We start from the raw sequence: 23,844 nt of genomic DNA, 5'->3' as shown, positions 1-23,844 counted from the left end.
CTATAGATGGCGGGCAAAGTACGCCAAGGCATTTTTATTTGACCTGCATGGGAAAACTGTCTAGTTTTTTGCGCTGATACTTTATTCCCTGAGGAGTACGACGATGACGTCCCCGACCACCACCCATGAGCGCCTGAGCCCAAAAACTGAATCCGAAACCTTGACCGGTGCCGAGATTGTGGTGCGCGCCCTGCGTGATGAAGGTGTGGAATTCGTTTTTGGTTATCCCGGTGGTGCTGTTCTTTACATTTACGATGCCCTGGATAAGCAGGAAGCCGTGCAGCATGTGCTAGTACGCCATGAGCAGGCGGCTGTGCATGCTGCCGATGCCTATTCCCGGGTGACCGGCAAGGTGGGTGTGGCGCTGGTGACCAGTGGTCCGGGTGCCACCAACGCTGTTACCGGCATCGCCACGGCCTATATGGACTCCGTCCCTCTGGTGGTGATCAGTGGACAGGTTCCCGTTGCGCTGATTGGCAATGATGCCTTTCAGGAAGTGGATACGGTGGGGATTACCCGGCCTTGCACCAAGCATAATTTTCTCGTCAAGGACATCAAGGATCTGGCCAGCACCCTGAAGACCGCTTTTTATCTGGCGGCAACCGGCAGACCCGGCCCGGTGCTGGTGGACATTCCCAAGGATGTGACCGGTCATCAGTGTGCCTACCACTATCCTGACAAGATTTCCTTGCGTTCCTACAAGCCGACCGTCAAGGGACATCCTGGGCAGGTGCGCAAGGCCATGCAGATGATTGCCAGTGCCCAGCGTCCAATGTTTTACACCGGTGGTGGCATTGTGTTGGGTAATGCTTCTGAAGAGCTTCGCAAGCTGGTCCGGAGCCTGAATGTGCCCATTACCCATACCCTGATGGGCCTGGGCGCTTACCCCGCTTCTGACCCCCAGTTTGTGGGGATGTTGGGCATGCATGGCACTTATGAAGCCAACATGGCGGTGCAGCATTGTGATGTGCTGGTGGCGCTGGGCGCACGTTTTGATGACCGGGTTACCGGCAATCTCGCCAAGTTCGCGCCCCATGCCAAAATTGTGCATGTGGATGTGGATCCTTCCTCCATTTCCAAAAATGTCCGGGTGGATGTGCCGATTGTCGGTGATCTCCAGCAGGTCCTGACAGAAATGAATCAGGTGCTTGGTGAACTGGATGCACTGAACGACCCCCATGCCATGCAGGCCTGGTGGGCGCAGATTGCGGAATGGCGCAAGCGCGATTGTCTCCATTACCAGCAGGATGATCAGATCATCAAGCCGCAGTTTGTGGTACAAAAACTGTTTGAACTGACTGGCGGAGATGCCATTGTGACTTCTGATGTGGGACAGCATCAGATGTGGGCTGCCCAGTTTTATGGTTTTGATAAACCCCGTCGCTGGGTGAACAGTGGTGGTTTGGGGACGATGGGTTTTGGCTTGCCTGCAGCCATGGGTGCGCAGGTGGCTGAGCCGGATGCTACGGTGGTCTGTATTACAGGTGATGGCAGTATCCAGATGAATATTCAGGAATTATCTACCTGTCAGCAATACAAGTTGCCCCTCAAGGTGGCCTGCCTGAATAATCATTATCTCGGTATGGTCCGCCAGTGGCAGGAGTTCTTTTATGAAGATCGTTATGCCATGAGCTATGTGGATGCCTTGCCGGATTTCGTGAAACTGGCTGAAGCCTATGGGCATATTGGTTTGCGTGCGGATACTCCCGCTGACGTCGAGCCAGTCATCCGCGAAGCCTTACGCCTCAAGGATCGTATGGTATTCATGGATTTCCGCGTGGATGCCAAGGAGAATGTTTATCCCATGGTGCCTGCTGGTGCGGCACTTTCTGAAATGATCCTGGTGTAAGCATGCGCCATATCATTTCTATTTTATTGGAAAACGAAGCGGGTGCCTTGTCGCGGGTGGCGGGTTTATTTTCGGCGCGGGGTTATAACATTGAAGCCATGACGGTAGCGCCAACCCATGATGCCAGCATCTCGCGCATGACTGTGGCTACCAGCGGTTCCGAAGAAATCATGGAGCAGGTACTCAAACAGTTGAACAAGCTGGTTGAAGTGATTCGCGTGCATGATCTCAGTGAGGGACCACACATTGAACGTGAGCTGATGCTGATCAAGGTTCACGCTGTCGGCCCTGATCGCGAAGAAGTGAAGCGGCTTTCGGATATTTTCCGGGGGCGGATCATTGATGTCACCGATCGCTCTTACACCATTGAACTCACGGGTCCTGGTGACAAATTGGATGCCTTTATTCATGCGCTGGACCCGGGTATGGTCATTGAGGTGGTGCGCAGTGGCGCCAGCGCCATCAGCCGTGGGGCCAAGGCTATCTGATTTTCCTGATTATTATTCATTTTTTGTACATACGCAGAGGTTTACATGAAAGTTTATTACGATAACGATGCTGATTTGGCCCTTATCCAGAAAAAGAAAGTGGCCATCATTGGTTACGGCTCACAAGGCCATGCCCATGCGCTGAATCTCAAGGATTCCGGGGTCTCCGTAGTGGTGGGTCTGCGTAAGGACTCCACTTCCTGGGACAAGGCCGTCAAGTCCAGTCTGGAAGTGAAAGAGGTCGGTGAAGCGGTGGCCAGCGCCGATGTGGTCATGATTCTGACGCCGGATGAAGGCCAGGCCGCTTTGTATCGCGATGAAATTGCGCCCAAAATCAAACAGGGTGCGGCACTGGTATTCGCACACGGCTTTAACGTGCATTTCGGTCAGATTCATCCCCGCGCCGATCTCGACTGCTTCCTGGTGGCACCCAAAGGTCCCGGCCATCTGGTCCGTTCCACTTACACCCAGGGAGGTGGGGTGCCCAGTCTGATTGCTGTGCATCAGGATGCCAGTGGCAACGCCACCAACATTGCTCTGGCTTATGCCAAGGCCAATGGCGGTACCCGCGCTGGTGTCATCGAAACGTCCTTCCGTGAAGAAACCGAAACCGATTTGTTTGGTGAGCAGGCGGTACTCTGCGGCGGCGCCACGGCCCTGGTACAGGCCGGTTTTGAAACGCTGGTCGAAGCAGGATATGCGCCGGAAATGGCCTATTTTGAGTGTATGCATGAGCTGAAGCTGATTGTCGATCTGATGTACGAGGGGGGTATTGCCAACATGCGTTACTCCATCTCCAACACGGCAGAATATGGCGACCTCACCCGTGGCCCGCGTGTGGTGAATGCTGACACCAAGGCCGAGATGAAGAAAATCCTCACCGAAATCCAGACGGGCCAGTTCGCCAGGGAATTCATTCTGGAAAATCAGGCTGGCAAGGCGACCATGCAGGCCATGCGCCGGATAGGTGCTGAGCATCCTATTGAAGTGGTGGGCAACAAGCTGCGTTCCATGATGACCTGGATTGGTCAGAACCGGATTGTGGACCGTTCACGCAACTAAATTTGTTTGCACTTTTGAAAAAGGGTGAATTCTCTTGGGCAAGTCTTTTGCCTTGGGTGTTCGCCCTTTTCTCATGGCTCCGGTCCTGATACGCTCCGCCCATGAAAACTGACTATCCATATCCTGTTCTGGCGCGTGAAGGCTGGCCTTTTCTGCTCGCCTTTCTGATCATCGCCATTGTCTTGCAGATTTTTTTGACGGGTTGGTGGTTGCTCCTCCCGGCTATTTTTTATCTGTTGTTTTTGTTCAGTCTGCAGTTTTTTCGGGACCCGCGTCGGCCGTTACCGGATTTGTCCTCCCGGTCTGTCCTTTGTCCGGCGGATGGTCGGGTGATTGCCATTGAGCAGGTCGATGATCCTTACCTGTCGCGGCCAGCGCTTAAGATCAGTATTTTTATGAATGTGTTTGATGTACACGTCAATCGCATGCCGGTCAGTGGACGTATACAAAATGTCTGGTATTTCCCGGGCAGATTTTTTAATGCCGCCCTGGACAAGGCCTCACTGGAAAATGAACGGAATGCGATTTGGGTGAAAACTCCCGGGGGGCATGATGTCACCGTGGTGCAGGTAGCGGGCCTGGTGGCCCGGCGCATTGTCTGCTATGTCCATAACGATCATGACGTGGCCACCGGTCAGCGTTTTGGTTTTATTCGTTTCGGGTCGCGGGTAGATACCTATTTACCACTGGATACGGAAGTTCAGGTGCGGATTGGTGAGAGGGTGCGGTCCGGCGCGCAGTGTCTGGCTACTTTGCCTGGGTCCATAACATGAATCCCCGGTATCCCCGGCGGGGCGTTTATGTACTCCCCAATTTGTTTACGACAGCCAGTCTTTTTGCCGGTTTTTATTCCATTGTTGCGTCTATTCATGGCCATTATCGTACCGCCGCAATCGTCATATTCATCGCCATGATTCTTGACGGTCTTGATGGCAGAGTTGCCCGCATGACGCATACGGAAAGTGCTTTTGGTGCAGAATATGATTCACTGGCCGATGTAATCGCCTTTGGATTGGCTCCAGCTATTCTGGTGCTGCTTTGGGGGCTTCAGGATTTCGGCAAGTTCGGCTGGTTGGGTGCTTTTGTTTATACGGCTTGTGGAGCCTTGCGTCTGGCGCGTTTTAATACCCAGGTGCACAGCACTTCAAAACGCTACTTTCAGGGCTTGCCCATCCCCACTGCGGCAGCCGTTCTGGCCAGTCTGGTCTGGGTGGCCGTTGGCGAGGGGTATCCCTGGCTGACCCAAATCAGTGAATATATCGCCTTGGGGTTGGTCTATGTTCTGGGGCTGCTGATGGTCAGTAATGTCCGTTTTCGCAGTTTCAAAGACTTTGACCTACACGGGCGTGTTCCTTTTGCGCTGGCTATTATTGTCGTTTTGGTGGTCGCCCTGATCGCCGTACATCCGCCTTTGGTGCTTTTCTTTGCCGGGATTATATACGTGGCAGTGGGTTTGGTGCTGACCCTTTGGCAGATCCGCAGCCGGCGTTTAAAAAGACGCCGTGGAAGCCATTCGTCTTGAGTTGATTTTTATATCACCACAGGGAAGTGTTTAGATGGGAGCGAAAACAGTTCTTTGGTGTCGTGAAAAAGTCCCGTTCATGGCATTATGGTTGGTATTTCTAACCATTCCTTTGGCCATTTCGCTCACCAAATATGCAGCCATAATTTTTTTGATTACGTTCTTATGGTCGGGATATTGGCGACAATTGCGGCCAAACATTTTTGTTTTGACGATAGCTATTATTTTCATTATCAATATGTATGATTTGTTTCGTTATCATTTGGCTGCGAATGATTACGAGCCAGTAAGACATATTTGGTATTTATGGTTTTTGCCCCTGGTGGCGGTAATGCCCTGGCAGAAGAAAGACTATGTTTACCTGTTGCGATCTTTTATTGTCGCGCTGACCACCAATGGATTGATAGGTATATTGCAAGTACTGGGTTGGCACTTCCGGGATCTCCTTGGGCAGGGGCCAATTGGTCTAGCACAAACCCATATTACTTTCAGTATGATGCTGGCCTCAGGGTTGTTGCTGTTGATGTTTGCCATCACGGAAAAAACTTTGTTCTGGAGCCCACGCATTGCTCTTGGCATATTTATATTATTGCTCTGGCAGTTGATGTTTACGATTGGCAGAACGGGGCAGGCGGTATATTTTATATTGGCTTTGCTGGTTTTATTGTGGATGTTTCCGCGCTATCGGGTTGCCGGAACAGTAGCCGGTTTTGTTCTTGCGGGCATTGCCTTGCTTTCCCCGGTTTTGCGTAGTCGCTGGATTCAGGCTGTGTACGATGTTTATCTGTTTTTTAATGGCTGGGTGATTACCAGTGTTGGTTTACGTCTGGTCTATGCACACTCAGCTATACAGATGTTTGCTGAACATCCTTTTTTTGGAGTGGGCGCAGGACAGTTCAGAACGTCCTATTATGATCTGGCAAGAAGAGGTCTGGAGCCTAAATTGCCTCCTGTTGTGGATAGCATGATCGGTCCTAATAATTCATTTTTGGCCTATTTATCAGAGTTGGGTTTGTTTGGATTTATTCCGCTGGTTATTTTGATAGGCTATTTGGGGATCCGGGCATGGCGCCATAGTGATCCACTGCTGCGCTATGTGCAGGTGGTTACATGGTTATGGTTTGTGCTGGGTAGCTTTGCAGATACATTTATCTGGCTGGAGGGTCAGGCAATTCCTTTTGCCATTTTAATGGCTGTGCAATATGGGCAAGAAAAAAGATTAGCTCCTGAAAATGCTTTTTGATTGACTTTATTGGTGCGCCTGAAGGGACTCGAACCCCTGACCTACGGCTTAGAAGGCCAAATGTAGCCATTTTTTAGCCTTTCCGAATCAATGCCTTAAAGATAATAATTTATAATATACAATTGGTTGTGAAAATATATGAGTATCACCAATCCCTAATATTCCCTATCATTCCCGTTTCAAGTATGGCGTCAGGGTGGCGCGGGAATCAATAACTTACAAGTGCCAAAAATCAGTGTGTCCGCCCACCATTCAGTAGATCAGCAAGCATATCGAAAACCTCGATTGCATGTTGCACCGACACCGCGAAAAATTTCCGCCTATCGTTCATACATATCAAACACCGTACCAACATTGGCACAATGTTTCCCATATTAACCGTTACACTGTAACTATTCAGTCGAGCAGTTGAGTTCTTCTGCCAACCGATTTATGGCTTGTTCGATACACTGGCGTTGGGTCAATCCGGTGGTCTTTTGTAGCCGCTTGAGATTGGCGTGTGCCTGAGGTGGAAGCATCCTGCACCTTGACCAACAAATGCCTGTCAGGGTCCTTCAGGGCCTTTTCTCGATACTTTGCTTGCCGTTCTGCTGCTGTCATTGCCACGGTGAATTATCCTCATCGCGTTACACTGTAACAAGATAATGCAATGTTACATTGTAACGCGTAAGCCACCGTTACAGTCACCACCGTGCCGGATCGGGGCTGGGATGCTGCAGGACCACCATAACGCAGGGGTGATGCCCATAACGCATCCGCCATGATTAAAAAGCTACAACTTTTGAACCCATCCTTTATCTGGCGTTCCCTTTTAATCAAACCATAAAAAATAGAATTGAACCATATACAGAAAACGGCAGGGTAATACCCCCGCACTTTAATGGGTGCCTCTTTGGTTTCGGTGACCAATGTTTAAGCGGGTTCCAGACCGTTTGAGGGATCGCTTCTTGAGGATGTACCCCCGCACTTTTGGGGGATGGCTTCGATGCGGGATAACTGGCAGGTGTGGGATTAACCCAACTGTGGGGGCATCTATTTATAAGCGCCCCGCAATTTCTCAGGCTTTTTCCAAGAGCGGATCATCAGTCCGATAAAAGCTGGCCAAGCCTTATTCAGAAGATGACAAGGTAGTGTGCCATCGCCCTTTTGGGGTGACGATGGTGGCTATCGGGCCTTTCAAAGCCATGTTGCGCAGCAATGATCTCGCGTGGTGGATGAACCGACATAAATACACAAGGCCCCGCCCGCCTAAATTCAACCAGCATTGTCCTATTTGTGGACTCACATAGGACTTATCCGTTAGGGCCAGCGTGGCGGCGTCCATGGCTTGTTACCCGCCGTTACCAGTTGGTAGTGGGCAGGTAACAGACAGGTAACAAGAAAAACCAAATAAATCAATGTTGTTACCACTGTTACCTCTGTTACCACCTATTTGATACGTCCACGGGACTTTCCCCGCTATAAATAGAGGGCACTCTTATAATAGAGAAATTGTCCGTATAGGGGTGTCGTTTTTGCGGGTAACAGAGGTAACAAGGTAACAGCTTTGATTTTATTATGTATTTATGTTACCCGCCTGTTACCTGTCGGCCTCTGTTACCGGTAACACGGGACTTTCATTGCGCACCTCTGTCGCCCGAAACCATATGAAGTAAAAATCTACACCGGTTGGTTATGCGGTAGAAGCGTTAATCACGCTGATGTTTAATGGCCCTTTTGTGGTGATCTCAACCATGCAAGGCGAGAACGGGTGAGGGCCTAGTGTACCCAACAGTCGCCCATAGATGTTTCCACTTCGGTCGGGATGCCATATCTGAGCAACAATGAATCCGCTGCCGTAATCATGGTTTTTTCGACGAGGGCCTGCACCTCGGTAACACGAGCCTCAGGCACTTCCAGCAACAGCTCATCGTGGACAAAATTGATAAGATAACTCTGTATATCTTCCGGTAACGCCCGCAGTGCCCGGAAAGCAATTTCAGCCCCCGTTCCCTGATCCTGATAGTTGGCCCCGCTCGTCATTTTAGAAGATATGGTCAAACGGCCAGACAGGGTACTTCCGAGATATAATTTTCCCCCTGCTGTTGCTGGCTGCACTTCATAAGCCTTGTAGGGATTCAAAATATCCGCTTTTTGGCTGAAAGCATTTTTCAGTAGCCAGTGCCAAAGACCCATTTCCGGGAACAATTCAAAATATGCGTTTTTAGCGGCTTCTGCCTCTGCCTCGGTCCATTTCAGGCCGTAAGACTGCCTGCCAGACTTCCAGAGGGATTCCGCAGACATGCCGTATATGAGACCGAAGTTCACCGCCTTTGCCGCCTGTCGTGAGCCTTTCAGCGTCTTTTTCAGCGCATCCTGCGCATCCCGCGTCAGAGACTCTAAGTATGCGATAGGGGTCAAACCACCCAACTCAAACCGTCCACTCATGGATTCCATAGCAAGGGCGGTAATCATATGCGGGTCCAGTCCTTTGATGTACGCCAAGCGGAAAGGCAATTTGGCCTCATCCCCTTCCGTGGCCGTGTGAATCTTCTTCACGATGACGCAAAGCTGGCAGGCTATCGCCAGTGCCCAGGTATCCATGTCCGGTTGGCTTTTGCTGTCCGGAAACGGGTTCGCTTCGGCGATCCTTGCCGGAACAGGCTCAGAGGGGTCACTGAGCCATGGTAAAAGTTCGGGGACTTTTTGGACTATCCAAGCTATCCGTTGCCGTTGTGGTGACTGGCATTGGTTATCTTCCCGCAGGAAACGCAGCATGCGCCAAGACCTGACCCCCAAGGCCGCGCCAATACGCAATTCAATACTCGAAAAGTCCGTGGCAATGATTTTATGCCCCTCTGGTGCCGCAAAGATGGCCCGGAAACGGGGATCACGCGGGATATTCTGCAAATTGGGTTCCTGTGATGAAGTCCGGCCTGTCACCGTATTGATACCCGTCATCGGATGAATACGCCCATCCTCAGCCACCAGCGCTGCATATTGGGGAATTTTCCCACGCTCTGAAACAGGTTTGAGAACACCCTGCAAGGCCGTTACTACCTGACTATCTGGGAAAACTTCTTCTAGGTCTTTGGCCGAAAGAGAAGGGTTCCCCTTGGCTGTTGTAGGTAATCCTTGCCCTGTTTCTGCACGAATGGCCTGATCTATGGCTGTTTTGAGCGCATCGTTCATACCTTGCTTGGGATTCAACAACCGTTCGCGAAACGCCCCCAAAGCGGGAACAATCTGTTCCAGTGCATCCATGGCCGTTATTGCTGCCACATTTAAAGCCGCATCCAGTTCTGCCGCCGCTGAATGAGACCAGTACAAACCCTTTCGCTGCATCCGAACCAGCACATGCAAGGCTTCTTCCATGTCTCGATATGCCTTGCCGCCATTGTGGTTATCCAAGGCGTTCAGCACCCCATGAATGTCTGTATCCGAGTCTATCTTGAGTAATGCCCGTGCGGCTTTTGGGGGAATATCCACATCCCCCATGCAGTAATCGTAATGGGCCGGTGAGAGATAATCCGGCATCCAGTTTTGCGGTTTCTGGAAAGTCTTGTCGAGTTTCTGGTCGAACAACCAGAGCGCCAGATCATCCAGACTCAATGCCCCACCTTCTTTGTCACCAGACCTTGTCTTGTGTGCCATTTTGTCTTTCACATGCCGGGCAAATTCCGCATAGTTTTTTCGGGTGGATGGCTGCCGGGTTTCAGCCTGAACAATAACCGACTGCATATAATAAACCGCTTCTGGTCGTATGGCCGTTGCCATGAGCATCGTATCCACAATCCGTGCAGGCCGTATATCCGCATGCAGGTTCAGCAACCATTGATAATCAAACAGCAGGTTGTGACCAACCCAAACATGCCCATGCAGCATCCCTACCAAAGTCCGTTTTTGTTCAGACGAAAATTGGTCCAAATCCACGGCAGTCTGGAATCCATTGTGGGGCAGGAACAGTGACAGAACCCGACAGCGGGGCATGGCATCCCCATCCTTTCCATTGGTGAAAGGTTTTTTCACCGCCCATGGTGTCAGGCCCGTGGTTTCCACGTCCAAGACGATTTCAACCGGACCATGCACTGTAGCGTCGGGTAATGCTTCTGACAGTGCCTGCAGAATTTCTGGTCCTGTGAATGAATTACGCGTTGGTGTATCAAGCATCAAGGTCGACATAGGGCACCTCAATAATTTTGGTCAGTTGGTCCAGCAAGGGGGTTGTGGGGTCATTCACCACAAAGGTTGGTGGTGCCTGTTTGGGTGCCGGTGGCGCCGGTTCTTCCGGTTTCTTGGCTTCACCTTTGGCTATGAGAGGCACTACATTGTTGGTAGTCGCCGCATCGTCCCCTGAAAACAAGGTGTCAGGAATATCCAGCCTAAGTGCCGCTACCGGTACCAAGGTGCATTTTCTTAGCATCCCTGACACGCGCACGGGGTGGTTGCGTATTGCCCCATCCACATCACGCAACCCGCCCGTCCAAGCGCCGTCTTTACGCCAGCGGGTGTTTTTCAGCAAATCTGAAAGACCGGCATGCCGTGCAACGATAGCCGCATATAGTTTCCCTGCGTTTTCCAGCAGACGAATCCCGATATTGCCCAGCGCTTGGGCTTCCTCGCTGACCATGGTGCTGTTAGGTGACTTGGTCAGCCTGACTACTTCGGTTTGCATGGCCCGCCCAACACTCATCTTGTCACGATTAATCCGTGAGTTTCCACGTTCATCCGTCTCGGGACGCAGAACCTCAATGGTCATGGCCGCAATCGTATCCAGAATCAAATCCGATTCTTTGGATGCTTCTCGGGCTTCCTGAAGTTGGCCCATCAGATCGGGCAAAGCCTGTCCCATTGTTGTGCATACATTGCTGACATTCTGATCTACTGCCGTCATTGCTGCAGCCATCAACACACCGAAAGTATCCACTTCGCGTGACTCGCCATTTCCGGCATAGGACAACCAGTGTTCCCGCACTTCAGCAAACAAGCTCTGGTAAGACTGCCACCGCTGAATTGTGCCCCAGAAGAACACAGCGGCGTCCTCTGCGCTCAGCTTCGCCGGTGGCTTGCCAATGTGCCCGTCGTGCTGAAGGGGCTTCAGATAGATTTTTGCAATGCGTGTCAGGTCGGCAGGTTCCAATGCAGGGTCAGCGATTGAAGCAAAGCAGAAGCTCGTCATGATGCGGAATACTTTGCCAACCTGATCGGCAGTGCCTTTCCGCACGTCGGAACCCGCTGAATAGCTACTGCGGTTCAGACTAAGAAACCCGTTCGTGTTTCGCTCGGATCTGGCGTTCACATTGTCCGTATTGTCTTTTTCCATCTCATCGAGACCACAAGGGCCGGATGACCGCCCAAACATCTGCCGAACACCGGCAGATGTGGATTCACTGGCCATGTCCGTATGCCACATATATCCCCCCAGACAGGACTTGATGAAACGCAGCAGTTCAGACTTGCCGCTACCTCGCTGACCTACCAGCCATATGGATGGTCGCGAAGTCATGGCCCCCAGAAATATGGTCATGGTCATCCAGCCCAGCACCATCTTTGCGCTTGCCGCCGTGCCGCCTGCGTAATTCCACTGTTCGAGTGAAGACATAATGCGCGAAACAACCGCCCTGTATTCTGCATTAGACGTTGCACGGTAAGCTGGGGGTGGAAAAGGACCTTCTTTGATATAGAGGGCTTTCCTGCCCTCTACAATGCGCGGAATGCATTGTCCATCTGCCCTGAATACGCCGTCTGCCGTATTCACGACCAGATCGCCGTCCTCACCTAGCCATGTTCCGGTCCCAAACACACGGTCCGCTTCGTTGAAATGGCCCGCAAGGCTGCAGGCATCCGCAACTTCCCGCGCTGCGCGCTGGGCATCGACGCTTCTGTTGCCCTGTTTGTCTATTTTCGAGTAGTGCTTTTCCAGATAAGAATTGCCCACCATAAGGGTTAGCGCGCTGACATTGCTGAGGTCTTTTCCGGGCATCGTAATCAGGTTTTTCGACCGATTTGACCAGAGAGCCACATAGAGGCCCTGATTGAGGGTACCCAAAGGAATAAAACCCTCGTTATCCGCATCTGGTTTGGACACACTGGCCCAGCTGGCAGCTTCTGCGATGGTTTTCAAAACTTCAGAGGACTGATCCGCCACAAGCGCATCATCCAGACCACGGCTTTTGCACCGAAGCATGGTGTACTGCCCACCACGCGGCCCGGTACATTTTTCCAGATCGGGTTTCATCCATTGTGCAGCGACCGGCAGCCCCACAAACGTCTCACGAATCAGCTTCGCCAGTTTGCGAGCCGCATGGTGTACGTCCGCATTCAACGCACAGCGCCCCATGCCCAGCGACCAAAGTTTGCCATGCTGGCCAAATTCTTCCGCATTTCTGGGGGCAGAGGCCTTTTCCATGGGCCAGCCGTTACTATCATAGAGGACCACCACGGTATCTATGGCATCCTCTTTCTGTAACTGTTCAATAAGCGCCGCAATCTCAGGGGATAGAACAGCCTGTTCTTTGTCCTTCGCCTTGAAGTTGTAAACACCGGGCAGACCCACGCAAGGAATACCGGCAAGGCAAGCGGCAGTGGCTTTCTTTTCGCCTTCCGTGATGACGAGCGTTTTGCCGACCTTGCTATTTTTCAGGGCATCTCGAAACGACGATGGGATATAGACATGCGACCGACTGCCTTTGGGGGATAGGTACTTACCGAGTGTACTGCCTTCCTCTAAGCCCAACAGTCGGAACCGCTGGTAAGGCATACCTTGGTCCTCGATAGGATTATTGTCGAGGTCAAAGTAGGGTATGGCGTAGGCACCCCGAGCGGGTATCCTGCCTTTGAAGCCCAACGCTTGTTGTGCCTGTTCTGGTGTTTTGGACCCAACCCGTATTTCCGTCGGTGTCAGCCCCGAGCGAGCCAGGTCTTCACGGGTGAGATTTTTAATCTCATCCAGTGCTACGGGCTGGACAGTCTGAACAGTCGCTTCAGCCTTATTTTCGGGCTGGGTATGATTGAAGTCGTTAATTAATCCCATGTCACACCCCCTTACCGCGAACAGCGGCTATCTGGGCGAGTGTGGCAATCCTTGGGCGGCCTATTTTGCCCTTGGGCGTTCTTGGGGATTTCGCGCCCCCGACAGGGAAGCTATTCAGCCATGCGATGACATCCCGATAATGGTAGCGCGGACCGCGACAACCGGGGATGAAGACGGCAGGGGGTAGTGCAGAATTGGGTTTGTTCTGAAGTGTTTTAGGACTGACCTGTAGCAGTACAGCCAGATCATGGACCGTGCAGATTAAAGGCAGAGACGCAGGCGGCTCACCACCATCACTATCGTCGGAACTGCTGCTGGCTGGCTTTTTGTGTCCACCAGCTTTCCGATGACCGGACTGACGACCGGCAGATTGTTGTCTGTGGGCATGGGCGACCAAATCTGCACCAACGGCACCTCGCTCGCGCAATTGGGCTGGATAGGCAGCTGTGGGGCTGGTAATAGCCCAAGCTTTAGCCTCAGTTCTCACCAATGTGACATTGCCAGAGATGTGCCCCCAGACATGTGGCATCCCCGCCAGAAGAACCATGGGGATAAGGATTGTGATAATGGTTATGGCATCTGCCATTGGCACAAAGCCAAGCTGACCAAGACAGGTAGCAAGGAAGATGGTAATACCGCCATAGCGGTATATGCATGCGCGAAATTCGGCCCATGCGCTGGGCGTGTTTTTACTGTTCATAATGGTTTCCTCGTGTGATGGTCAATTACTCTCAATTTGGTTTCCTCATACAACGGTCAATTACTCGGTGTGTGCCTCAGATGTGCCCCCTTTAATAAGGGAACTCACCTGTGTGCTGGCCGGGAAACCATCGCTTGAGCAGCAAAGAATCCGGTGACCAGCCGGGCGGCCAGAGCACATCTGAGGCACCGCCGAGTGGATAATTTTGTATCCACAGGATGGTATAGACTCGCCAATGATGGGATAAACCGTACACCATTCCTATGGGCATATATATAGTCCAATAGTTCCAAGTTATCAACATTATTTCGAAATATTTTTACCAATTTTAATTTGACTTTATAAAGCACAAAATACAATATGTGAATATATTTAGGTTTCCATGAAAAACCACATTTAAAATTCCAGCTTGCGCAATGCGAATCACAAGTGATTCAGGCGACGCTTCAGTTCCTTGATGACCGGCGCGCTGTTCATCCGCAGTTCCAGATTGTCGGGCTGGCCCAGTACCCTCGACACAGCAAGGCATAAATCCCGATGGCCCATCAACGCCACATCAACAGGTAGTAAGGAACCATCCAGCGCACTCTGTGCCATCGTTTTCCGCTTCTGCCGATACCGCCTTGCTTTTTCGGTAGGGGTCAGTACATGGTCAGCATGTAGCCTTGGGCGGCCTGCTTTGCGTTTCTGGGTAGGCGCATCAACTTCAGGCTGGACCAAAGAGGGCTGTTCCATAACCGGTGCAGGCGGGTATGTGGATTCTGGCTGGCGTGCAGGTTCCGGTTGACGTACAGATTCCGGCGGTCTTACTGGATGGTCACGTTCTGGTTGGGTTGGTACCGGCTGTTCCGGCTTGCGCAGGGGTTCCCGCGTTACAGGTTTCAAGTTGAGTTCATCCAAACCCAGTCCTGCCAATAGGGATTTTTTCATGACATCCATCCTCACAAATCTCATCACGGCTTATTCCGTCATGATTGGTATAGCCGAACCATATGGGGTATAGCTTTATTGGGTGATGGCCAACTATTTTGAGGTGACTTGATTGGGTAGCGGCATACTATTTAGGCACGGCCTTATTAGGTGGTGCTCTACTATTCTGGTGAGGCTTAATTGAGTGATGGTTTACTATTCTTGCGCGGCCTTATTAAGTGATGGCCACTATTCAGGTACGGCTTTAATTGGGTGGTGGCCGACTATTTATTAAGGATGGCACAACCAAATGAATTGGTTCCAGTAGATGAAAAATGGTTGGTTAGCGTTACTATATATTTAGTGATTATTGTTTTAATGGGATAAGGTGAACGCCAGATAAAGTAACGCATCAAAAGCTGTAGCTTTTTATTGGTGGGATTGTCCATAAGTACAACGGGAACCACCAAAAGGGTTTATCCCGCGACAGGGCTAGTATCACGTTCCTTGAGTTTCGGGCTAGCCTTAAAAACCACCACCCGTCTGGCCGTAATGACATGGGGTACGCCGTTCTTGGGATTCCGCCCCGGTCGGGCAGCCTTTTCCCGTAACGTGAAATTCCCGAAGCCGGACAACTTCACGTCTTCACCAGAGGCCAGTGTTTCCCGTATCGTATCAAACAAACTATTCACCAGTTCCAAGCTGGTTAGACGGGTCAGCCCCATTTCATCCATCAAAAAATAAGCCATTTCTGCTTTTGTAACGGTCATAGTTCTTTCATCACCTTATTCAATGCGCGTTGTGCCGAGGCCAGTTCTTTCAACAGATAGTCGTGGGCGTTTATGTGTATCTGGCAATCCTGAATCACTTCCCGATAGGCATCCCGAAAATCGAGCATCATCGTCTTGCGCCGGTCCTTCTTGGTCTGAATGAAATTTTCGTCATAGTAGACCAGAAGGTCTTCCGCAAAATAACTGACCACCAGCATGGCAGCATTGGTGGCATATTCCGCCATGAAGTCCGGTCCAAAGCTGTTTGAAGAAAGAATAAATTCATCCGTTGGAAGCATTTTATCCAGCTTGCGCATGACCTTGTGCGTGGTTTTGGTCCGTTGAACCAGCCAATCCACGGCTTCCTGATCTGTCAGTTCAGGGTATCTCTGCGCGTCATAGATCAGCACATTGGCCGCTTCCGTCAGGACATTCATGCCATGAATGGTCTGCAGAAACTGGGCGCAAGGGGCAGCCAAATCATCCGCAGTGGGTTCCTGACCCGTATGTGCAAGGTACAGGCTACCCGCCTGAATAATGGCGTCGAGCACATCTACTGGTTGGCTATCAATGTCTTGCAGCAACAGAGCCGGACCATAGGCGGTCAGGCGTTTACGTTTCTTGCGCGAGGGTCTAGCGGACTTACCGCCTGCGGGGAATGTGTGAACATTACTCATTGCGGGAATCTATCACGATGCGGCTTCCCAGAAAATCCTGATGCTGAAAAACATGTACCATAATCCAATTAAACCCTATTTCTGAGGTGTCTATGTGTGGCCGTTATGCTTTGGAACCCCGCAAGCTGGACCGGATCATCAAGGCTTTGTCTTTGCCTCTACCGGGCTTCGAGGCACACTTTAATATCAGCCCCGGCCAGAATGTGCCGATTATCCGGGATGTCGGTGCTGGCCCTGAATGGATTACAGCGCGATGGGGGCTGATTCCGCATTGGGCCAAAGAAGCCAAGGCCACCTACAGCACTTTCAACGCCAGAGTCGAAACCGCCAGCCAGAAGCCCACTTTTCGGGATTCATGGAAGCATCGGCGCTGCGTCATACCTGCCACGGGGTTCTATGAGTGGCAAACTAGTGTATCCGGCAAAAAACAGCCGTGGTATCTGGATAGAGTAGATGGTCAAGCGCTGGCTTTTGCCGGTTTATGGGACCACTGGACCGATGGGGATTCTACGCTGGATAGTTGCACTATTCTGGTAGGCCCACCAGAACCTGCCGTTTCCGGTATCCATGATCGCAGCCCTGTCCTGATGGGGGATGCGGCATTGTCTTTATGGATCAGTCCGGCCTTGAAGGTGGCTGACATTCCCAAGGTGTTTGCCTTACCACATGCCGAATTAAAAGCGCAGCGGGTGGAAAGGGTGGCGGATGATGGGCTGCATCTGCTGATGAACTGACGATAAGGGATTTCCATGATATAACCACCCAACCAACAACAAGCATCAGATACCTGCTCAACAATATCCTCAATGAGAACGAACAGATGAGAACAAAAGAAAACACTTTGGTTAGTGTCGTGCTTCCAACGTTTAACAGGGGGCACATAATTGAATTATCAATTAGAAGTGTTCTGGCACAAACATACAATAATCTTGAGATAATTGTAATTGATGACGCATCTACAGATGATACAGAAAAGAAAATAGAGGAACTAAACGATTCAAGAATTAAATATATCAAATTGAAAGAAAATGTGGGTGCTTCCGCTGCAAGAAATCTAGGAATCAGCTTGGCAAAAGGAAATTTGGTTGCATTCCAAGATAGCGATGTAATTTGGCTTCCAAGAAAACTTGAATATCAAATAAGTTCATATTTCGATATGCTTAGGCATAACGAGAATGTAGTTGGTTGTTATTGCAGACATATAAAAATATCTAATAAAAAGATAGCTGATGTTATCCCGTCAATTTATACCACGGCAGATCAGAACGGACAATACCACAGTGCACTAATGCACCGTAATTTTATTGATACACCAACATTAATGGTGAAAAAATGTGCACTTCAAAATGTGGGTGGATTTGATATAAGCTTATCAACAGATGAAGACTGGGATTTAGCATTGAAACTTACCAAATTTAATAGATTAGCCTTAACAGATGAGATTTTGGTATATTCTTTAACATCACCAGATGGCGTCAACACCAACCCAAGATCAAAAAACATTTTAAAAATAATCCAAAACAATGCGGATTCTTTTAATAAAAATAAAAAATGTTATTCTCTACAACTAAGAACTGCTGCTATAGATTATTTAATGAGAAACAACATATCAGAAGCCGTAAAACTAGCGAAGAGATCATTAATGATCAGGCCATCGGTGAAATCACTACTGATTTTTCTTGCGCCAAATATTTATATTCAGTTAAAGAAAATTAAATAACAAACATGCTGATGCCATATTTTTTCTTGATAAACACTGCTAACGCAATGTTTACAATAATCATACTAATTCCAGTAGACAAAGCGGCACCAACGTATCCATAATCAGGGATCAGCATCAGATTTAGGAAAACATTAAATACAGATTCTATCATCAACCCTATGAATAAAACTTTACTTTTCTGAGTCATACTTAGAAATGGACCTACTGCACCTACAGAGGCATTGAAGAGCCGAGCCACAACCAGAATAACCATGACTTGGCCCGCTTCTATATATGAAGTACCAAAAGTAATTTGTAGTATAAGGCTTCTCATTGGGATCAATATGATAGAAATAGATAAAGCCAAAACAAATGCAATTCGACTTATAGACTTGCATTTTATTTTTAAATCATCCGTGTTTCCTGAAAAATAAGCTTTCGACAACAATGGCTGATAAACAACGGCGAGAGAACCTAAGCCAATTACAAGCACCGAAGCCATCTTCACGCCAACCTGATAAATGGCGGTATAATCAGACCCTTTAATTATACCCAAGAGTACCATATCAATTTGCGAATTTATTGAAAATGCAAGACCAGCCCCTAACAATGGGAAAGCTTCAGAAAGCCAAAATTTCCAGGGCATTTCCAAAACATTAGCTCTGCATTTCAAATTAATTATAGATCGCAACTGAATCGATTGAATAACAATAGACAATATTGTGGTCACCGTTAAAATAATCAATACAATTGAGGTGTCTAGCTTTATATTGATTATCAAAATAACAAAAATTGATAAAAGAAACAATAAAGAACTAATTAAAACAACTTTTGCAGAGCGTAAAGACTCTGACATGCCGTTTTGGACCGATATCAATAAATTATTTATTTGCACCACAAAAAGAAGAAAAATTGATATTAAAATTAGACCGCTTGAAGCTTTGATCTTAATTATAGAAAAAGAACCATCCATCAGAACAAAGAAAGCACATCCAACTAAAACTGTGCCTATTGTCAGCATAATAAAAGCTGCTATGATAATTTTTTTTATTTCTGAATTTAATTTATTACTGTAAAATCTTGCAACCTCTCTGATTAGCAAAGTAGGCATTCCAAAAGAAGCTATAACGCTCGTTAGGCCAACTAACGATAGAATATATACATACAGACCATATGCAGGGGCGTTTAAATTACGTGCTAAAATTACGAACGAAAAAAGGTTTGTTGCTGTGGTGCCAATGGAAAATAAAAATTGGTATGAAATCTTTTTTGTTTCATCTTTTAAGAGACCTTTTATTGACATAATCCTAGAAACCTATATGCTTCAAAAGCATTCTAAATGAATTTTAACTATAAGGTTTACTTATGAGGCCAAAAGTATTTACTATAATTCTTAACTGGAACGGACATCATGATACCATGACCTGTCTCAATTCAATAAAAAAATCTACATACACTAACAATCAGGTAGTTGTAATTGATAATGGTTCCTCAGATGAGTCCATCAAAGCTATTGAGCATTTTGATGATTTCTATATTTTGATTAAAACTGGGGTTAATCTCGGTTTCTCTGGTGGGTGTAACGTTGGCATTAAATATGCCCTAGAACAACATGCTGAATATATCTGGCTGCTAAACAATGATACGGAAGTAGATTCTAATGCATTGCATGAGATGGTCAGTAAAGCAGAGTCTGATACTAGAATAGGGGTTGTCGGCAGCGTCATTCATGACATGGGCACAATCAATCACATACAGGCTTGGGGTGGTGGTTGGGTGAGCAAACTAACGGGACGAGCTGGACATTATTTTACTGTAAACGATGAACCTCACATTGATTATATTACGGGGACCAGCATGCTTTTAAGGGCCTCTGCAGTGAATGATGTCGGATTATTTGATGAAAAGTCCTTTTTTATGTATTGGGAAGATGTCGATTTATGCTGTCGCCTTCGTAAAGCAGGATGGAAACTGGCTGTTGCGAATAATTCTAAAATATTTCATAAAAAGTCAGCATCTGTAGGCAACAACAGTCCACTTCTGGATTATTATTACAATACATCAGCCATTAGATTTTATCTTAAAAATTATAAAAATCCATTTATTCCGATTTTATTTGGAACTTCAGGAAGGCTGCTCAAACGATTATTGAGTCGAGATAAAAATCGGATTGTAAGTACCTTGAAAGGAAGTTGGGTCGGACTTACCAAGCGTTAATTCTCGTACTCGAAAGAAAGAGCTCATAAGGCGATTGATGATTCACTGCTCATACCATATTGAAGAAAAATCGTTTCTGAAATATCAGGCACTTTCCCAGTCGAGAATCCATCGTAGAAATGATCACGATACTTTCTGTGAGTGGTGTGGAAAATTTTACCAAAAAAGTCCTCAAACTCTACATAAATAACCAGAGAACTAGATCTTACAACATCTGTCGCCCGTAAATTACTGGTATTGCCTAGTAAGGGTAACGGGACAGAGTAACCATACTTGCTAGTAACAAAAAAGCTTCCATGCGCGTCAATAGGTCCGTAATTACAACGAAACTCGTCTTTTTCTGGAAATCGCCTCAGAATCACAGACACATTCTTTGCGGGACCAAGTCCAACATTTTCTAAAGTACCATTTATAGATAATACCGGACCTACTGAGGCATTCAGGTAAGGCTCAAGATCGCCAAAAATATCATCACAAATATGGCCCATCCTAAGACTAGTCGGTTTTATATAACACAAAGGACGTAGATTTTCTTGATGGTGGCGCTCTTCGCTTTCAACAAGCGTTTTATTACTCTCGACTAATTCATGTGTTTCCGCCACGAGTTGCGCGTTTTGTTTAAGTGCATTCTCGGTAGATTTTGCCATCCTATAGGTGAAGTAAGCCAACACGCCAGTGAAAATTGCCAGCAATACCGTCACCCCCGGTAATAACCACGTCTGCAACAAATTTGTATGGTTGCTCACAGCACTTCCACCACCATCACCGTCCCATAGGCCGTGACCTCATTCATGGCCTGCCCCTGTCCGGCATCAAACTCACCAGAATCGAAGCGCATCCCCAGTACCGCATTGGCCCCAAGCGAACGGGCATGTTCAGCCAGTTGTTCCAGAGCATCATCGCGGGTTTGGGCAATCATTTTGAGATAACCACCCTGTTTTCCGCCAAAGACGGCACGGATACCACCCAGAAGATTGCCGACGATATTGCGGGACCGGACACCCGTACCGTAGACCGGCCCGATGACCCGAACCACCCGCATACCGGGGCAGTCGTTGATGGTGAGGATGAGGACATTATTTTCCACCATCATTTCCTTCATCGTTCATCACACGTCCAGCGCCACCCCGACCTTGCGTCAATTTGTTAAAGCGTTCCCTTTTGGCCGCACATCTTACGCAGCGAACAGCCTGTACCGCCTGTATCCGTTCGGGGGGAATGATATCGGCACAATCCAAACAATAGCGATTCCCCTGTGCGTCTTCGTCAGGTTCTTCGTGGGGCACCAAGGCGTCACGCTGTCTCGCCAAGGCGTCCATCAGGTGTTCTTCCGTATTCTTTGCGCCTACATCTGCCTCATCAGCCAAACGTTCCCCCTGAATCATGGTCGACCTTTATCGAATGAGAATGGGCGGTTTTACTGAAAATCGTGTTTACCCAACTTTGGGTCGTCGTCCCCGTCTGGCTTTTCCGTGCTCTTCCAGTAAGGCTTCACCACGCACCGAGAGGTCGGCTGCATCAGCGGAATCCGCCAGCACCTTCTCAATGGCCGCAATGTAGTGCCGATGGTCCCATTCAGGGGCGATGACCTTCACTGCCCGCCCAAAGCGTTTTTCAATCTCAAGGTTGCCTTTCCGCACGGTAGGGGTTTGCATGATCTTTTTCTTGGCGGACTCAATCTTGGCGAGCGCGGCCCTCTGACGTTCAAGAATTTCCGCCTGCTTCTTTTCCAAATCCGCCAGCCGTTGCTCTGCGGTACGACGAATACGTTTTTTCACTTCTGTCATGGCCTATTCCTCTAAATGTTCACTTTGTCTGCAAATTCTTTACCTGCCTTAAACTTTACACTCTTTTTAGCAGGAATATCGATTTCCTGTCCAGTCGCCGGATTGCGGCCTTTACGGGCGGGTTTTTCCACGACCTCAAAAGTACAGAAACCCGTAAAGACAATCTTTCCGGCTGACGGCAATTCCGCTTCCAGCGTATGCCGAAAAGCCTGAAAAAACTTCTCGGCATCTGTTTTGGACATTTCGCCGTGACGTGACAGGGCGGATATAAATTCGGATTTGTTCATGGATACCATCCTTTGGATGTAATGAGTAATGGTAATTTAAGCGATAAAAGCCCAGTCTGCAATTCGTGGTTTTTACACAGGCACAAGACTTTTTCAAGAGGATAAACTACAAACCCCTCACAGCATCCAGTGTTCGGAATGCACAGCTTCCGAACTCGGAATGCCGTCCGTCAGGAACGGACGGCATCCACTAATACTTTGCCCGAAATATGCGTGTAACGCTTCATCATTTGCGTCGATTTATGGCCCGTAATGGCCTGCACGGTCATGATGGTTTATCCATCACCCCAACAGTTTTGCCAAATCTTCCGCTTTCAAATGCGTGTACCGCTTCAGCATTTGCAAGGTTTTATGGCCGGTGATGGCGGCAACCTGCATTTCGCGTAAGCCTTTCTCAAAAAAGCGGCTGGTGGCTTCGTGGCGTAAGTCATGAAAGCGCAAGTCATCGATTTCCGCGCGTTTGCAGGCTCTAGCAAAAGCTTGATGGATGCCTTCATAGGTTGTGCCAAATACCCGCCCATCCATGGATCGTGGCAAGTCCTGCAAAACCTGAATGGCTCTACTGGAAAGTGGAACAGTTCTAGCCTCGCCGTTCTTGGTTTTGGGCAGGTGTGCGGTACGCTTGTTTAGATCAACGTCTGACCATTGCAGGCCATCGCTCACTCTAACTTTAACCTTGTGACCGTCAGTGTCTTTTATATACTTCCAACTTTCTAGTATTTCACCGGCGCGCATCGCGGTTTCAATGGCGAAAATGACGACGGGTTGCAGCCAAGCATTTTGTGCATTGGTGCAAGCATCCAGTAGCCTTTTTTCTTCATCATCCACTAGGCGACGATCTCTTGCAGCAGGTAATGCAGGCTTCTTTACAAGTGCAGTAGGGATGCCACCCGGAAGAGCAATACCCCATTCCATAGCCGCCATTTTCAATGCGCGTTGCAACAAACCTAACTCATGTTTTATGGATTGCGTACCGATCAAGCGCCCCGTCTTTTCGCTGATTGTGGATAGGCGTTTGTCTCTATATTTTGCAATTATGGAAGAATTGATCGCAGCAAGCGAATATTTGCCTAATCCAGCCTGTAATGCCTTGATTCTGGATAGTTCTTTGTGTCCACCCTTGAGATTTGGCAGCACTTCATCTGCATATCTGGACAGTAGATCATGTACGGTAGTCTGTTCGGATTCCGTGCGCTGAACAAAAACCCCTCGCATCATTTCAGATTCTGTAACGGTTGCCCATTCTTTGGCTTCAGCTTTGGTCCTGAATGTTTTGACTTGTAGCGGGAAACCTTTGCGCTTGATCTGGGCTTGCCAGCCTATTGTGATGCCATCCCGATCTTCTCGTGAACGAATGGTTGCCATATTTGCCGCCTCAGTTTTTGACTAAGTATGGCGCTAGGGTGGCATAAATTCATTTTCGCATCAACTTAAAATAGTAACTTACTGTTTTATATGGTGCGCCTGAAGGGACTCGAACCCCTGACCTACGGCTTAGAAGGCCGTTGCTCTATCCAGTTGAGCTACAGGCGCATGAACGAACAACGGATGTTTGTACAAGCCGATATATTGTAAAGTAGGCATCGTGATCAGGGAAGGGCGTAGATCTGCATTGAAGT

Annotated in this window: 22 protein-coding genes and 1 tRNA gene; 9 read left to right on the top strand and 14 right to left on the bottom strand. The window is 48.6% G+C overall.

Going from position 1 to position 23,844, the window contains the following annotated elements; translation table 11 throughout:
- Nucleotides 1-103 precede the first annotated feature (103 nt).
- The 6 genes from ilvB to BLW97_RS10400 all read left to right on the top strand — a co-directional run bounded on the left by ilvB (nt 104) and on the right by BLW97_RS10400 (nt 6,164).
- A complete protein-coding gene (gene ilvB, locus BLW97_RS10425) occupies nt 104-1,849 on the top strand; it encodes a biosynthetic-type acetolactate synthase large subunit (protein ID WP_075323111.1) in 1,746 nt (581 codons plus the stop codon).
- 2 nt (nt 1,850-1,851) lie between these two features.
- A complete protein-coding gene (gene ilvN, locus BLW97_RS10420) occupies nt 1,852-2,337 on the top strand; it encodes an acetolactate synthase small subunit (protein ID WP_075323110.1) in 486 nt (161 codons plus the stop codon).
- Between the two features lie 45 nt (nt 2,338-2,382).
- Nucleotides 2,383-3,399: a ketol-acid reductoisomerase gene (gene ilvC / locus BLW97_RS10415; RefSeq protein WP_075323109.1), complete on the top strand. Its 1,017-nt coding sequence runs from the start codon at nt 2,383-2,385 to the stop codon at nt 3,397-3,399.
- Between the two features lie 101 nt (nt 3,400-3,500).
- Nucleotides 3,501-4,172: a phosphatidylserine decarboxylase gene (locus tag BLW97_RS10410; protein WP_075323108.1), complete on the top strand. Its 672-nt coding sequence runs from the start codon at nt 3,501-3,503 to the stop codon at nt 4,170-4,172.
- Nucleotides 4,169-4,921: a CDP-diacylglycerol--serine O-phosphatidyltransferase gene (gene pssA, locus BLW97_RS10405; RefSeq protein WP_024893872.1), complete on the top strand. Its 753-nt coding sequence runs from the start codon at nt 4,169-4,171 to the stop codon at nt 4,919-4,921. The genes BLW97_RS10410 and pssA overlap by 4 nt, the downstream gene beginning before the upstream one ends.
- 34 nt (nt 4,922-4,955) lie before the next feature.
- Nucleotides 4,956-6,164: an O-antigen ligase family protein gene (locus BLW97_RS10400; RefSeq protein ID WP_010642217.1), complete on the top strand. Its 1,209-nt coding sequence runs from the start codon at nt 4,956-4,958 to the stop codon at nt 6,162-6,164.
- Between the two features lie 1,758 nt (nt 6,165-7,922).
- Here BLW97_RS10400 and BLW97_RS10395 read toward each other — a convergent pair.
- The 6 genes from BLW97_RS10395 to BLW97_RS10370 all read right to left on the bottom strand — a co-directional run bounded on the left by BLW97_RS10395 (nt 7,923) and on the right by BLW97_RS10370 (nt 16,232).
- Nucleotides 7,923-10,325, bottom strand: coding sequence for a DNA polymerase (locus tag BLW97_RS10395; RefSeq protein ID WP_075323107.1), 2,403 nt, complete (start codon nt 10,323-10,325; stop codon nt 7,923-7,925).
- Nucleotides 10,306-13,176: a DUF3854 domain-containing protein gene (locus tag BLW97_RS10390; RefSeq protein ID WP_075323106.1), complete on the bottom strand. Its 2,871-nt coding sequence runs from the start codon at nt 13,174-13,176 to the stop codon at nt 10,306-10,308. The genes BLW97_RS10395 and BLW97_RS10390 overlap by 20 nt, the downstream gene beginning before the upstream one ends.
- A 1-nt stretch (nt 13,177) precedes the next feature.
- Nucleotides 13,178-13,876 carry a hypothetical protein gene (locus BLW97_RS10385; protein ID WP_075323105.1) on the bottom strand — a complete coding sequence of 233 codons (699 nt, stop codon included), beginning with the start codon at nt 13,874-13,876 and terminating at the stop codon, nt 13,178-13,180.
- A 423-nt stretch (nt 13,877-14,299) separates the two neighbouring features.
- On the bottom strand, nt 14,300-14,806 hold the full coding sequence (locus BLW97_RS10380) for a hypothetical protein (protein ID WP_075323104.1): 507 nt from the start codon (nt 14,804-14,806) through the stop codon (nt 14,300-14,302).
- A 455-nt stretch (nt 14,807-15,261) separates the two neighbouring features.
- Complete coding sequence (locus BLW97_RS10375) at nt 15,262-15,555, bottom strand: integration host factor subunit alpha (protein WP_075323103.1); 294 nt, start codon at nt 15,553-15,555, stop codon at nt 15,262-15,264.
- On the bottom strand, nt 15,552-16,232 hold the full coding sequence (locus tag BLW97_RS10370) for a hypothetical protein (RefSeq protein ID WP_075323102.1): 681 nt from the start codon (nt 16,230-16,232) through the stop codon (nt 15,552-15,554). Before BLW97_RS10370 ends, BLW97_RS10375 begins: the two co-directional genes overlap by 4 nt.
- 92 nt (nt 16,233-16,324) lie before the next feature.
- Between BLW97_RS10370 and BLW97_RS10365 the strand changes: the two genes are divergently transcribed.
- A complete protein-coding gene (locus tag BLW97_RS10365; RefSeq protein WP_075323101.1) occupies nt 16,325-16,966 on the top strand; it encodes an SOS response-associated peptidase in 642 nt (213 codons plus the stop codon).
- 86 nt (nt 16,967-17,052) lie between these two features.
- On the top strand, nt 17,053-17,952 hold the full coding sequence (locus tag BLW97_RS10360) for a glycosyltransferase family 2 protein (protein WP_075323100.1): 900 nt from the start codon (nt 17,053-17,055) through the stop codon (nt 17,950-17,952).
- Here the strand turns inward: BLW97_RS10360 and BLW97_RS10355 are convergent.
- Nucleotides 17,945-19,237, bottom strand: a complete 1,293-nt coding sequence (locus BLW97_RS10355) for a flippase (protein WP_075323099.1) — start codon at nt 19,235-19,237, stop codon at nt 17,945-17,947. The genes BLW97_RS10360 and BLW97_RS10355 overlap by 8 nt on opposite strands.
- A 62-nt stretch (nt 19,238-19,299) precedes the next feature.
- Between BLW97_RS10355 and BLW97_RS10350 the strand changes: the two genes are divergently transcribed.
- Complete coding sequence (locus BLW97_RS10350; RefSeq protein ID WP_075323098.1) at nt 19,300-20,151, top strand: glycosyltransferase family 2 protein; 852 nt, start codon at nt 19,300-19,302, stop codon at nt 20,149-20,151.
- A 23-nt stretch (nt 20,152-20,174) separates the two neighbouring features.
- On the opposite strand, the gene BLW97_RS10345 is transcribed toward BLW97_RS10350, so the two are convergent.
- The 7 genes from BLW97_RS10345 to BLW97_RS10315 form a co-directional block, all read right to left on the bottom strand.
- Nucleotides 20,175-20,897 carry a hypothetical protein gene (locus tag BLW97_RS10345; RefSeq protein WP_075323097.1) on the bottom strand — a complete coding sequence of 241 codons (723 nt, stop codon included), beginning with the start codon at nt 20,895-20,897 and terminating at the stop codon, nt 20,175-20,177.
- On the bottom strand, nt 20,894-21,244 hold the full coding sequence (locus BLW97_RS10340) for a YbjQ family protein (RefSeq protein ID WP_075323096.1): 351 nt from the start codon (nt 21,242-21,244) through the stop codon (nt 20,894-20,896). The genes BLW97_RS10345 and BLW97_RS10340 overlap by 4 nt, the downstream gene beginning before the upstream one ends.
- Nucleotides 21,228-21,518 (bottom strand): TraR/DksA C4-type zinc finger protein, encoded by a 291-nt coding sequence (locus tag BLW97_RS10335; RefSeq protein WP_142087086.1) that lies wholly within the window; start codon nt 21,516-21,518, stop codon nt 21,228-21,230. Before BLW97_RS10335 ends, BLW97_RS10340 begins: the two co-directional genes overlap by 17 nt.
- Nucleotides 21,519-21,584: 66 nt before the next feature.
- The gene (locus BLW97_RS10330; RefSeq protein WP_075323094.1) at nt 21,585-21,938 is read right to left on the bottom strand and encodes a hypothetical protein; all 354 of its coding nucleotides are present in this window, start codon (nt 21,936-21,938) and stop codon (nt 21,585-21,587) included.
- An 11-nt stretch (nt 21,939-21,949) separates the two neighbouring features.
- Nucleotides 21,950-22,225 (bottom strand): HU family DNA-binding protein, encoded by a 276-nt coding sequence (locus BLW97_RS10325; RefSeq protein ID WP_075323093.1) that lies wholly within the window; start codon nt 22,223-22,225, stop codon nt 21,950-21,952.
- Between the two features lie 282 nt (nt 22,226-22,507).
- Complete coding sequence (locus BLW97_RS10320) at nt 22,508-23,590, bottom strand: site-specific integrase (RefSeq protein WP_065973676.1); 1,083 nt, start codon at nt 23,588-23,590, stop codon at nt 22,508-22,510.
- A gap of 91 nt (nt 23,591-23,681) precedes the next feature.
- Nucleotides 23,682-23,758, bottom strand: a tRNA-Arg gene (locus tag BLW97_RS10315).
- Nucleotides 23,759-23,844 lie beyond the last annotated feature (86 nt).

This window comes from Acidithiobacillus albertensis (assembly GCF_001931655.1).
Taxonomy (GTDB): domain Bacteria; phylum Pseudomonadota; class Gammaproteobacteria; order Acidithiobacillales; family Acidithiobacillaceae; genus Acidithiobacillus; species Acidithiobacillus thiooxidans.
Note: the sequence above shows the minus strand (reverse complement) of the source record. Positions and strands in the feature narration are given on the sequence as shown.